The organism is Sphingobium sp. Z007 (genome assembly GCF_900013425.1).
GTDB lineage: Bacteria > Pseudomonadota > Alphaproteobacteria > Sphingomonadales > Sphingomonadaceae > Sphingobium.
Genome location: NZ_FBXK01000005.1, coordinates 2,613,064 through 2,625,529, shown reverse-complemented (window position 1 = coordinate 2,625,529; position 12,466 = coordinate 2,613,064). Strand labels below are relative to the sequence as shown.

The following is a 12,466-nucleotide window of genomic DNA, read 5'->3' as shown; positions in this document are numbered from 1 at the left end:
GCCACGCTAGTTCGCTGTGGCGGGCGTACTGCCGCGACTGTTCGACGCCGACCTGCGCGCGGGCCGGCCGGTCCGGCCCTTCGCCACCACCGTCGATCTGGGCGGCTACTGGCTCACCCGCCCGATGTCGCGCCCGGACAGCCCGGCGATGGCGAATTTTCGACAGTGGCTGATCGCCGCTGTCGGGGACTGATCGTTCGCGAGAGATCGTAGAGAGCCCGCCATGCTCTATTCGTGCCTTAAAATCACGAAACAGCCAATTGCTTCTATGTGCTCATGAAAAACGCAAAGTCGCCACAACTGTCTAACTTGCCGTCTCAGACGGCCAACCCATCCGCGTGCTGCACCATGATGGTTACGCGGAGACGCGGAGGCCCGGAGATTGTGGAAACGGGCCTTTGGCCGTGATGTCACCGCGTAGCGGCCCTCAAAAATCTCGGCGTCCTCTGCGCCTCTGCGCGAATAAAAACCGGAAGAACCGACCCATCGGCAATCCCTCTGCGCCGTCGCGTGAGCCAGAATCACACCGGGTAAGTGATCGCCATCACTTCATATTCTTTCTCGCCGCCGGGCAGTACCACCCGGCGCAGATCCCCCACCGCCGCCCCGCGCAACGCGCGCGCGATCGGCGATCCCCAGCCGATCCGGCCCGCATCCACATCCGTCTCGTCATTGCCCACGATGGTGAGGATGCGGTGATTGTCATCCTCGTCCGCGATGGTCACCGTCGCACCGAAATAGACGCGGTCCTTGTCGGGCTGCTGCCGGGCATCGACCACCTTGGCGTCCTTCATCTTCTTGGACAGGCGCTTGAGCTGGAAATCGATCTCCCGCATCCGCTTGCGGCCATAGAGATAGTCGCCATTCTCGCTGCGATCGCCATTGCCCGCGGCCCAACTCACCACCTCGACGATGCGCGGCCGCTCGGTGCCCAGCAGATGGTCATATTCGGCGCGCAGCCTGGCGAAGCCTTCCGGCGAGATATAGTTGGGATAGGGGACGGTCATGGCGCAGCCTTATCCATTACCGGGGTGGTTGCGCAATTTTGTTCGCGCAGCGGCGCAGAGATCGCAGAAGAAGGGATGCGCGCAGAGACGCGGAGGCGCGGAGACTGTGGGGAGCGGCGTTCGGCCAAAGACACCGCCGCGCAGCGGCCTCAAAAACCTCTGCGCCCTCTGCGCCTCCGCGCGAACCAAAATCACCCCGGCGTCTGCTTGCCCAGATAGCGGCTCAGCACCGCGTTCGTCCCCCGGAACTTCGCCCGCTCCGGGTTCATCGCCTCATAGACCACGGCGTTTTCCAGCACCCGTTGCACATAGTTGCGCGTTTCGAAGATCGGGATCTGCTCGATCCAGCGCAGCATGTCGGCACCCGGCACGCGCGGGTCGCCATTGGCGCGAAGCCATTTGTTTACATTGCCCGGCCCGGCATTATAGGCCGCCACCGCCAGCGGATAGCTGCCGCCATAATAGTCCAGCATCCGCTGGAAATAGCCTGATCCCAGCATGATATTGTAGCTGGGATCATTGAGCGAGGCGGGGGCGTAGCCCATGCCCATCTTGCCCGCCTGTTCGCGCGCGGTGCCGGGCATCAGCTGCATCAGGCCGCGCGCGCCGGCATGGGATACGATCTGCTTGTCGAACTGGCTTTCCTGCCGTGCGATGGCGTGGATCATGGTCCAGCTATATTGGGCTTCGGATGGCACCGGTACGCGCGGGAAGGCGCTGGTGCCATAGCCGGTCAGGCCACTCGACACGGCGCGGCGGCCGACCATCACGCCCATGTCGGGACGGCCGATCCGCTGCGCCAGTTCGGCCGCAAGGAAATGATCGGTGTCGCTGTCGGCATTATTGGCGATGGCGCGGGCGAATTTGCTCTGCTCCTCCCAATAGCCCATCTGCCCCAGCGCCTGGACCGCGCGCACGACCGACCGATTGTCGAAGGCCGCGCGCTCCGCCGCGGAAATCGGCACCGGCCGCTCGACCGTGGCGGGCGCGGGGATCGGGCGGCCCAGCCGTTCCAGCGCCAGTTGTCCGTAAAACTGGTCGGGGAAGACCCCCGCTTGGGCAAAATAGCTGTTGGCGGTGGCGGCGTCGCCGGACTGGAGCGCGGCGCGCCCCGCCCAATAATAGCCCTTCGACTTGGTCTGGGGCGATTTGGCCGCGTCGGCATAGCGGCGGAACATCGTCACCGCGTCGGTCGGGCGACCCAGATTGTAGAAAGCCGTGCTGCCCGCCAGCCAGGCCAGGCTGGTATAATCGTCGCGCACGCCGATCGGCTGGATGCTGACATCGGTGCCGGGCGGGATCGCGTCGTCGATCTTGCTGGCGATGCCGTAGGCGAAGCTCCACTGGCTGTCATTGGCCGCGCCGCGCGCCTGGTCCAGCAGGACTTCGTAGAATTTCTCGGCGTTGCTGGGGCGGTAGGCGACGGCGCTTCGGTTCGCCAGATATTGGCGTGCCGCGACCCAATTGCCGCTGTCGCGCAGCCACACCGCCTTGTCGGCAACGAAGCCCGCATCGCTCGCGCCCATGGCCTCGGCCGCCTGCATCAGCATCGCGGCATCGGGTGCCTTGCGCCGGAAGGCGATCCGCGCCTGGAACACAGGCCGACGGGCGGGGCTGACATAGGCGATCATCCGCGCCGCGCCATTGCTGTCATTGGCCCATAGCAGCGCGTCGGTGCGCTGGTCATGATCCGCCGGCGTCAGGGTGGCGCCGAACAGCGACAGCAGCCGCGCTTCATCGGTAGGGCTGAGCGGTCCGCCGATCCAGGCATTGCGGGCGGCGATTCGCGCTTCGTCCATCCGGCCAAGCTGCATCAGCGCCACGGCGTTGCGGGCATGGCCGGTCGCGGTACGCGCCGGGAAACGGGCGAAGAATCCCGCTACCTGGCTGGGATCGAAGCTGTCGGGATTGATCCCCGTCTCCGCCAGCCGCCGCATCCGATCCTCGCCTGGCCAGCCGGGATTGGCGACCAAGAAGCTGGCATAGGTGGAAAAGCCTAGCCCATCGCTCGATTGCAACGCGCGCCACTGGCTGATCGTGCTGGCGATGCTGCCATCCTGCGCCACACCGATCCGGCCCTGCGCCTGTTGCCAGGGGCTGGGTCCGCTGCTTTGCGCGGGCAGCGGTTGGACGACCGGTCCCTGAGAGGGATATTCGGGCGGTATGCGCTGAACCGTTTCGGTCTGCGCGCCGGCACCGGCGGTCATGAGCAACAGGGCGATAAGGGGCATACGGATCAGGTAACTTTCAACATGGGTGGCGGCGCTCATGCTGGACATAATCGCAATTGCATCCTTATCAGGCCCTGAATGACGCGCTATAGCGCGCCGCTTGATCGATCATGCCCCGGCTGCCCGGAGATTTGAAGGAGTTTAATCATGTTTTCGGGCTCGATTCCGGCTCTGGTGACCCCGTTTCGCGACGGGCGGGTCGATGAGGCGGCGTTTCGCGCCCTGGTGGACTGGCAGATCGCGGAAGGATCGAGCGCGCTCGTCCCCTGCGGCACCACCGGCGAAAGCGCGACGATGACGGTCGAGGAGCATAATCGCGTCATCGCCATCTGCGTCGATCAGGCCGCCGGGCGCGTGCCTGTCATCGCGGGGTGCGGTTCCAACGACACCCGAATCGCTCTCGAACATATGTATGCGGCGCAAGGGGCCGGGGCGAACGCCGCGCTGGTGGTCGCGCCCTATTACAACAAGCCCAATCAGGATGGCGTCTATCAGCATTTCGCCTATCTCGCCGAACGCTGCGACCTTCCGATCGTCCTCTACAATGTCCCTGGCCGCACCATCACCGACATCGGTGTGCCGGTGATGTATCGCCTGGCCGAGGAATATCAGTCGATCGTCGGGATCAAGGACGCGACCGGAAATCTGGGGCGTGTCACCGCCCAGCGCCTGGCCTGCGGCCCCGATTTCTGTCAACTGTCGGGCAATGACGAAACGGCGCTGGGTTTCAACGCGATGGGCGGGAAAGGGTGCATCAGCGTCACCGCCAATGTCGCGCCGCGCCTGTGCGCCGATTTCCAGGCCGCCTGTGCGCGCCATGATTGGGATGGCGCCTTGGTGTTGCAGGATCGTCTCTATCCCCTGCACGATGCCCTGTTCAGCGATTCTTCACCCGGCCCGGTTAAATATGCGCTCACGCGCGTCCGCGCCGATATGCCCAGCGACGTCCGTCTGCCGATCACCTGGCCGTCGGAATCGAGCCGGGCGGCGGTCGACCGCGCGCTGGAGATTGCAGGATTGGTGTAAAGTTGCGGCGGGTGGCCCATATAAGGTGGCCCCATATAATGAAATGAGTAGTTAGACAGTCATGGCCCGTCCCCGTCCCGCTACCTTCGACAAGAAGAAGATCGTCGCCGAGAACCGGCGCGCGCGCTTCGATTATTTCATCGAAGACGTGTTCGAAGCGGGCATCGCCCTGCAGGGGACCGAGGTGAAAGCGCTTCGTGGTGGTGAGGGCAATATCGCCGAAAGCTATGCCGAGGTGAAGGGTAATCAAGTGTTTCTGGTGAACAGCAACATCCCCGAATATAGCCATGGCAACCGCGAAAATCACGAACCCAAGCGGCCCCGCAAGCTGCTGCTGCACGAACGCGAGATCGAAAAAATGCATAGCGCCGTGTCCCGCAAGGGCATGACGCTGGTCCCGCTCATGGTCTATTTCAATAGCCAGGGCCGGGCCAAGATCGAACTGGCGCTGGCGAAGGGCAAGCAGAACCACGACAAGCGCGAGACGATCAAGGATCGCGACTGGAAACGCGACCAGCAGCGCATCATGCGGGACAAGGGCTGATGAGCCGCCTCACCCGCTGGTGGCACGCCAATTGCCCGACCCGCGAATCGCTGGAGCAGAGCCGCGTCCTGGCCCCCGTCGCGCATCGTGTGCTCGAACCCTCGCTTTGGCGCTTCACGCGCCGCTCGGTGCCGCGCGGCGTGGCGCTGGGCCTGTTCGTGGGCATTTTCCTGCTGATCCCCGGCGTGCAGATCGCCGGTGCGGCCCTGCTGGCGCTACCGTTCCGCGCCAATATTCCGGTGGCCGCGGCGATGACTTTCCTCTCCAATCCCGCCACCACGCCGCTCATTCTGATGGCGTCGGTGTGGCTGGGCAACTGGATGCTGGGCCGCAGCGCCGACGCGACCGGCTTCATGGCGCTGGTCGATGGCCATGCCACGGTCAGCCAGTGGACCACCTGGCTCCTGTCCGAAGCCGCGCCGGCCATGCTGCTCGGCCTCTTCCTGATTTCGCTGGCCAGCGCCGTCATCGGCTATGTCGTCGCCGACTGGTTCTGGCGCCACCGCATGGGCCGCAAATGGCAGGCGCGCAAATTGAGGATTGGCAAGGTCCATCAAAGCAGCGCATTGGAGAAAGCGGCCGGCGTCTGACGCTGGTTGTCATGTGCTAGCAGGCTCAGAGGTGTCGGGTTGAAAAGAGGTGAAGAGGCCTGGCTGATGCAGCCGCGCTCGCGCTTGGCGCTGCCGCTGCTGATCCTGGCTGCCCTCGCCTCTGCCGCGCTCGTGCTCTATGCCGTGGGCAGTTGGCCGCTCGCCGCCGGTTTCGCTGCGACCATCCTGATCGCCGCCGCCCTGCTCAGCTGGTATCGCCATCTCTACCCAGCGCAGGTTTCGGACCGTGAAGCCACGCCCGACTGGACGGTCGCCCGTGCCGCTGCCGACGCATCGAGCATGGCGATCGCCGTCACCGACCGGGGCGGACGGCTGGTGTGCGCCAGCGACCTGTTCGGCGAATGGTTTCCCGGCTACCCGACGCCGCCCGGCATCACCGGCGACGCGGCGTTGACCGATACCCTGTCCGCTGCCGCCCGCGCCGCCTGGCGCGATGGCGAGGCCAGGCATGAGGGCGTGGCGCAGGGTGTCTTGCGCCTCGACGTCGATGTCGCCCGCACCGGCCGGTCGGAAGATTATCTGCTCTGGCGCTTCTCACCCGTGCGTCAGCCCAGCGCACTGGACGACGTCAACCGCTTCCTGACCGGTGAAGCAGGCCGCCAGCTTGGCGAAGCGGGCATCATGGCGGTGCTGATCGGCGGGGAAGGGCGCATCCGCGCCGCCAATGGCGCCTTCCTGCTGCGCGCCGCCGGGCGGATCGATGCCAATATCGCCGGGCGCGATTTCGCTGCCCATATGCGGGTGGACGACAAGGGACGGCTGTTCCTGGCGCGCGAGGAGCAGGGCGGCCTGCCGCTGCGCCTGCTCCAGGTGCCTTTGAAGCGCGCGGCGCAGCCCAACGGATCGCAGGCGTCGATGCAGGACGGACCGATGCTGCTGCTGCTGATCGACGAGCCGGCCGGTGGCGGCGGCACGTCGGCGCTCTCCTATATCGAAACCCTGCTGTCGTTGCTGCCCTTCGGCCTCGCCATGGCCGACCGCGACGGACGCGTCCTGTTCCTCAACAACGCCTTTGCGCGGGTTGCGGGCCTCAAGTCCGGGGACACGCCCAGCTACCCCGGCGATCTGGTGGTGCGGGAGGATCAGGCGGCAGTCGCCGACGCGGTGCGCCGCTTCGCCGTCGGCCCGCAAATGTCGGGCGACATCGCGGTGCGGATGCGCGATACGCCGGACGATCCGATCGCGCTCAGCCTGGCGGGCGTGCGGGGCCTGGGCGAAGCGGCGGTGCTGCTCAGCCTCAAGGATAATAGCGAGGAATCCAAGCTCAAGCGCCAGGTCGCGCAGGCGACCAAGATGCAGGCGATCGGCCAGTTGGCCGGCGGCGTCGCGCATGATTTCAACAATATCCTGACCGCCATCATCGGCCATTGCGACCTGATGCTGATGCGCCATACGCCGGGCGACAGCGACTATGACGATATCCAGCAGATCAAATCGAACAGCAATCGCGCCGCGGGCCTGACCCGCCAGTTGCTTGCCTTCTCGCGCCAGCAGACGTTGCGGCCGCAGATATTGCAGCTGCCCGACATCGTCGCCGACGTCTCCAATCTGCTCAAACGCCTGCTCGGCGAAAATGTGAAGCTGGACGTGACCCATGGCCGCAATCTGGGCGCGATCCGCGCCGATCCGGGCCAGCTGGAACAGGTGATCGTCAACCTCGCGGTCAACGCCCGCGACGCCATGCCCGAAGGCGGTACCGTCAATATCCAGACCTATGCCGTGCCCGCGATCAAAGTGCGCGAAATGCGCCAGCAAATCCTGCCGGTCGGCGACTATACCGCGCTGCGCGTGTCCGACACGGGCCTTGGCATACCGCCCGACATATTGGCGAAGATTTTCGAACCCTTCTTCACCACCAAGGAATTGGGCAAGGGCACGGGCCTTGGCCTTTCCACCGTCTATGGCATCGTCAAACAGTCGGGCGGCTATATCTTCGCCGAATCCGAACTGGGTCGCGGCGCCAGTTTCGTCATCTACCTGCCGGTCTATGCCGGCGCCGATGCGCAACAGCCCGCGCCGGTGAAGGCGCCCGCGCCCCGGCCCGAAACCTGGGGCACCGGCACCGTGCTGCTGGTGGAGGATGAGGATATGGTCCGCGCCGTCGCCGAACGGGCGCTGACGCGGCAGGGCTATAAAGTGTTGACCGCCAATGACGGCGAGCAGGGTCTGGAGGTGCTGAGCGGCCCGGAAAAGATCGACCTGCTGATCTCCGACGTCGTCATGCCCAATATGGATGGCCCCGCCATGGTCGCTCAGGCGCGGCGCGCATATCCTGACCTGCCGGTGCTGTTCATGTCGGGCTATGCCGAGGAACAACTGCGCAAATCGATCGACCTTGCCAATGTCGCTTTCCTGCCCAAGCCCTTCTCGGTCAGCCAACTGGCGGAGGCCGCCCGCGACGCGCTGGCGATGCGGCCAGTAGCCAAGTGATCGGGAGGGCGAGGACGACCCCTCGTCGTCAATCGCCGGAGATGTCCCCGTCCTCGTCCGTCAGCTTCGCCGCCACGCGGCGCGATCGTGCCCCCTGGATCAACGCCTCTATCTCGAACAATAAGGCGCGGCCCTGATCGGTCTTGCCATTATCGTCATCAGGATCGTCGGCGAACAGCGCCTTGGCCTGCGCGGCAAGCGCGATCAGTTGGGCATAGCGCTCTTCGCCGAGCTTCTTGCGCACTTTACCGAACCCCTCGGTCAGCGCATGAAATTCGGTGTCTATGTTTTTATCTGGAAAATAACCGGATTCATCCGTGAAGGCGGGAGCCCAGAGTATCATTGACCCCAGCAAATCATAAATCTCGCTGAGCGATGCCGGGATATAAGGATTGGGGTTAGGATAGGGATAGGTAGAAGAGCCGCTCATCGCTTCGTCTCCGGTCGGGTTATGATATAGCTGCTATCCGGCCCGATATGGCTGGGACGAATGATTACGACATGGCTTGGTTGGAAATCTGTTTTGAAAAAACCTTGCACTTGCGGCGTTTTCAAGGTCTTCAAAGTCAGCGTGACATCGTAGGCGATATTACCTACGCGTACATCGGGACGGCTCCATCCTCTCGCCCCGACCTGTTATCGCGGTAAGAACATATCAGCAACATTTCCCTACAAGTCGAGAATGGCCATCGTCCTCGTGAGCGGGACGGCGATCGAGAGGCTTTTCCAAGACGCTGGACCCTGAAGGACGCAACGGCGCAACCTTGGTCAAGGTGAATATGCTGGGCAAGTCGGCGGTGATCGGTTAGCGAGTCGGCTGGATTAGCGAGGATTACGCAGCATGTCGGACGCCAAGAGCATATTGATCGTCGAGGATGAAGCGATGATCGGCATGATGCTGGAGGATTATCTCGACGCGCTGGGCTATCGGTTGCACGCCGTGGCCGCGTCGGTCGATGAAGCCTGCGCCCACGCGCGCGCGGGCGGGTTCGACGCGGCGCTGGTGGACTGTAACCTCCAGGGCGAGAAAAGCTGGCCGGTGGCCGACATCCTGGTGGAACAGGGTATCCCGTTCATCTTTGCGACCGGTGGCATGGCCGACGACCTGCCGCCCAGCCACGCCGATCGGCCGACCCTGGCCAAGCCCTTCACCATCGGCGCGGTCGAGCGCGCGCTGGGCAAGATATTGGGCGAATAAAGAGGGTTGGAAAACCGGATAGGAAATTTCCGTTCCCCTCTTGTTCTTTGAGAACAAACAGGATACATCATCGTCCAGACACACGGAAACTTGTGTTCCGCTTGACAGAGGACTGGCCGATGACCGCAATGCTCTCACTCATCGATTCCAAGAAGAACGGGACAATGGACAGACAGAAAGCATTGGACGCGGCGCTCGCGCAGATCGACCGCGCCTTCGGCAAGGGTTCGGCCATGAAGCTGGGCAGTCGCGAGAAGCTGGAGATCGAAGCGATCTCGACCGGCTCGCTCGGCCTGGACATCGCGCTCGGCATTGGCGGCCTGCCCAAGGGCCGCATTATCGAGATTTACGGACCCGAAAGCTCGGGCAAGACCACGCTGGCGCTGCACGCCATCGCCGAGGCGCAGAAGGCCGGCGGCACTGCGGCGTTCGTGGACGCGGAACATGCGCTCGATCCGGGCTATGCCAAGAAACTGGGCGTTGATATCGATGAACTGATCGTGTCGCAGCCCGATACCGGCGAACAGGCGCTGGAAATCGTCGATACGTTGGTGCGCTCCAACGCCATCGACATTCTCGTGATCGACTCGGTCGCGGCGTTGGTGCCGCGCGCGGAAATCGAGGGCGAGATGGGCGACAGCCATGTCGGCCTTCAAGCGCGCCTCATGAGCCAGGCGCTGCGCAAGCTGACCGGCTCGATCTCGCGCTCCAAATGCATGGTGATTTTCATTAACCAGGTGCGCATGAAGATCGGCGTGATGTACGGTAACCCGGAAACCACGACTGGCGGCAACGCGCTCAAATTCTACGCCTCCGTCCGTCTCGACATCCGTCGCACCGGTCAGATCAAGGATCGCGACGATATCGTCGGCAATGCGACTCGCGTGAAGGTGGTGAAGAACAAGGTCGCCCCGCCCTTCAAGCAGGTCGAATTCGACATCATGTATGGCGAAGGCATCTCCAAGATCGGTGAGATTCTCGACCTGGGCGTCAAGGCCGGGATCGTGGAAAAGTCGGGCGCCTGGTTCTCCTATGACTCGATCCGCATCGGTCAGGGGCGTGAGAATTCCAAGACCTTCCTCAAGGAACATCCCGAACTGGCGGACAAGCTGGAAAAGGCCATCCGCGGCAAGACCGAAGAGGTCGCCGAAAAGATGATTACCGGACCCGATGCGGAGGATGATGGCGAATAAGCCCTGCAATGGCACCCGGCCGGATCAGCCGGGGCGCCGTTTAGCGGCCCTCGCTCGCCTTGCGCATCACGCTCTGAAAAGGCCCGCCGCGTCCCCGCGCGACGGGCCTTTTACCGTGATCGGCGCGGGTCACCCCTTTTCGATAGGACCAGAGCCGCGTAACGAAAGAACAAGATTGGCGGGAAATATGCGAAGTTAAGCCGGCGACCGACCACGCTCCCCCCGCCATAGGCGATGCCTGCACCAATCGCGCGATGGTGTCGTCATCTCTTTCTCATAAGGCCCCATCGCCCCATTGCCTGCCTTAGCTTTCGCCATGATCCAGACGAGTGGAACATAATGCGCGGGCAGGCTTTTCAGGCCAGGCCATCTGTCCACCGCCATATCGTTTCACCAGGCCCGCCCCATTCCAGCCGCCCTATCCGGCGGTTGCTCAAGCCCTCTTGCTAACGTCCTGCAGCCTCCCGATGCTGTCCTGGACGCCCCGATTCGACCCGTCCCCCTCTCACACCGGAATCCATCCCATGCGCGTCGCCATCGAAGCGATCCTCGACTATGACTTTGCTGAACCGACTGACGTCCTGCTCGCGGTCGAAGCAGCCGCGCTGCCCGACCAGCGGGTTGTCACCCAATCGCATATCATCGACAATGCCGGGCCGCTGACCAACAAGGTCGGGGGCAGTGGCATTGGCCGCCGCACATGGACCCGCACCGGCACCGGCCGCATGCTCAGCACTTATCGCGCCACGGTGGACGTCGATCGCGCCCCGGTCGCCATCGCCAGCCTCGCCAAAAGCCCGCTGGCCAGCCTGCCCGAAGAGGTGCTGCCCTTCATCTGGCCCAGCCGCTATTGCGAGGCCGACCGTTTCGGCAGCTTCGTCAGCAGCCATTTCCCGGATCTGGAGGGGGGCGCGCTGGTGCAGGCGCTGGTCGATTGGGTGCATGACAATCTCGTCTATGTGCCGGGCAGTTCGGACATCACGACGACGGCGGCCGACACCTTCGTTGCTCAGCAGGGCGTGTGCCGCGATTTTGCGCATCTGACCGCGGCGCTCATTCGATCGCGCGATATCCCTGCGCGTCTGGTCTCGGTCTATGCGCTGGGCCTAGACCCGCCGGACTTCCATGCCGTGGTCGAAGTCTGGCTCGACGGCGCTTGGCACATCGTCGATTCGACGGGCCTCGCCCCGGTTGAAACCATGGTCCGCATCGCCGTCGGTCGCGACGCCACCGACATCGCATTCATGACCGTCTTCGGCGGCGCAATGATGAACGCGCAGTCGATTACGGTCACGCGGGTCGAGGACACCTGACGCCCACAGAGCATCAGGTCGCTTCGGCCGCCTCTTTCCTCTTGATCGTCCAGCCGTTATCAAAAGAGGCCAGAGCCGGGCATATCGACGGGGAGCCGACGTGACGCTGGAGGAAATGCCCGCACCCATAGCCATGCCTGAAAGTTTGGCGACTTTGCTGTCCGGCTATCGATGGTACAGCGACACGATTGGGGAATCGGGCGGATCGGTGTATCGCCTTAAACGGGCAGATCGGCCCGACCTGTTCCTGAAATATGGCAGGGGTGGCGTGGTGGCGGATATCCTGGATGAGACGGTCCGGCTTCGCTGGCTCGCGACCCATATGCCGGTGCCGCACACAGTGTATTTTGCCAGCGTGCGCGACGAATCCTGGTTGGTGATGACCGCCATCGCCGGGCAGACCGCTTACCAATGCCTGGCGAACGATCCGCACAAATCCATCGCCATCGTCGATGCGCTCGCCGCGTTCATGCGCCGGCTACATGCCATTCCGACCAGCGCATGCCCTTTCAATAGCGATCATGCATATCGGCTTGCCCAGGCGCATGATCGCATCCACGCGGGGCTGGTGGACGAAGATGATTTTGACGAGGAGCGAGCGGACTGGACGGCGCAGGCGGTATGGGACGCCATGAACGCGCTTCTGCCTTTCGCGCCCGACCCTGTCGTCACGCACGGCGACTTCTCGCTCGATAACCTGCTGATGGCCGATGGGGCAGTGGTTGGATGCATTGACGTCGGCCGGGTCGGGATTGCCGATCGCTACCAGGATATCGCCATCCTATGGAACTGCCTGGGGGAGTTCGATGCACCGCTGCAGCGCCGGTTCCTCGAACAATATGGCATGCATGACCTAGACCATGCCAAGTTGCAATTCCACCTGATGCTGGACGAGTTTTTCTAGCCAAACCGC

Annotated in this window: 12 protein-coding genes; 9 read left to right on the top strand and 3 right to left on the bottom strand. The window is 63.6% G+C overall.

Annotated elements, in window-relative coordinates; genetic code table 11:
- Positions 1-16 precede the first annotated feature (16 nt).
- Complete coding sequence (locus CEQ44_RS24600; RefSeq protein ID WP_176400200.1) at positions 17-193, top strand: hypothetical protein; 177 nt, start codon at positions 17-19, stop codon at positions 191-193.
- A 328-nt stretch (positions 194-521) separates the two neighbouring features.
- Here the strand turns inward: CEQ44_RS24600 and greB are convergent, their stop codons facing one another.
- Complete coding sequence (greB, locus tag CEQ44_RS20650; protein WP_088182352.1) at positions 522-1,007, bottom strand: transcription elongation factor GreB; 486 nt, start codon at positions 1,005-1,007, stop codon at positions 522-524.
- Positions 1,008-1,198: 191 nt separating this feature from the next.
- The gene (locus CEQ44_RS20645) at positions 1,199-3,238 is read right to left on the bottom strand and encodes a transglycosylase SLT domain-containing protein (protein ID WP_373438215.1); all 2,040 of its coding nucleotides are present in this window, start codon (positions 3,236-3,238) and stop codon (positions 1,199-1,201) included.
- 147 nt (positions 3,239-3,385) lie between these two features.
- Between CEQ44_RS20645 and dapA the strand changes: the two genes are divergently transcribed.
- From dapA to CEQ44_RS20625, 4 genes are all read left to right on the top strand, one after another.
- Positions 3,386-4,264 (top strand): 4-hydroxy-tetrahydrodipicolinate synthase, encoded by an 879-nt coding sequence (gene dapA / locus CEQ44_RS20640; RefSeq protein WP_088182350.1) that lies wholly within the window; start codon positions 3,386-3,388, stop codon positions 4,262-4,264.
- Positions 4,265-4,325: 61 nt separating this feature from the next.
- Complete coding sequence (smpB, locus tag CEQ44_RS20635; RefSeq protein WP_088182349.1) at positions 4,326-4,808, top strand: SsrA-binding protein SmpB; 483 nt, start codon at positions 4,326-4,328, stop codon at positions 4,806-4,808.
- Positions 4,805-5,398 carry a DUF2062 domain-containing protein gene (locus CEQ44_RS20630; RefSeq protein WP_088182348.1) on the top strand — a complete coding sequence of 198 codons (594 nt, stop codon included), beginning with the start codon at positions 4,805-4,807 and terminating at the stop codon, positions 5,396-5,398. Before smpB ends, CEQ44_RS20630 begins: the two co-directional genes overlap by 4 nt.
- Before the next feature lie 66 nt (positions 5,399-5,464).
- A complete protein-coding gene (locus tag CEQ44_RS20625; protein ID WP_176400199.1) occupies positions 5,465-7,849 on the top strand; it encodes an ATP-binding protein in 2,385 nt (794 codons plus the stop codon).
- Positions 7,850-7,877: 28 nt separating this feature from the next.
- Here the strand turns inward: CEQ44_RS20625 and CEQ44_RS20620 are convergent, their stop codons facing one another.
- Complete coding sequence (locus CEQ44_RS20620) at positions 7,878-8,279, bottom strand: hypothetical protein (RefSeq protein ID WP_088182347.1); 402 nt, start codon at positions 8,277-8,279, stop codon at positions 7,878-7,880.
- 411 nt (positions 8,280-8,690) lie between these two features.
- Between CEQ44_RS20620 and CEQ44_RS20610 the strand changes: the two genes are divergently transcribed.
- The 4 genes from CEQ44_RS20610 to CEQ44_RS20595 all read left to right on the top strand — a co-directional run bounded on the left by CEQ44_RS20610 (position 8,691) and on the right by CEQ44_RS20595 (position 12,457).
- Positions 8,691-9,047 (top strand): response regulator, encoded by a 357-nt coding sequence (locus CEQ44_RS20610; protein ID WP_088182346.1) that lies wholly within the window; start codon positions 8,691-8,693, stop codon positions 9,045-9,047.
- 119 nt (positions 9,048-9,166) lie between these two features.
- Positions 9,167-10,240, top strand: coding sequence for a recombinase RecA (gene recA, locus CEQ44_RS20605; protein ID WP_088182345.1), 1,074 nt, complete (start codon positions 9,167-9,169; stop codon positions 10,238-10,240).
- 524 nt (positions 10,241-10,764) lie between these two features.
- A complete protein-coding gene (locus CEQ44_RS20600; RefSeq protein WP_088182344.1) occupies positions 10,765-11,553 on the top strand; it encodes a transglutaminase family protein in 789 nt (262 codons plus the stop codon).
- A 115-nt stretch (positions 11,554-11,668) separates the two neighbouring features.
- On the top strand, positions 11,669-12,457 hold the full coding sequence (locus tag CEQ44_RS20595; protein ID WP_088182419.1) for an APH(3')-I family aminoglycoside O-phosphotransferase: 789 nt from the start codon (positions 11,669-11,671) through the stop codon (positions 12,455-12,457).
- Positions 12,458-12,466 lie beyond the last annotated feature (9 nt).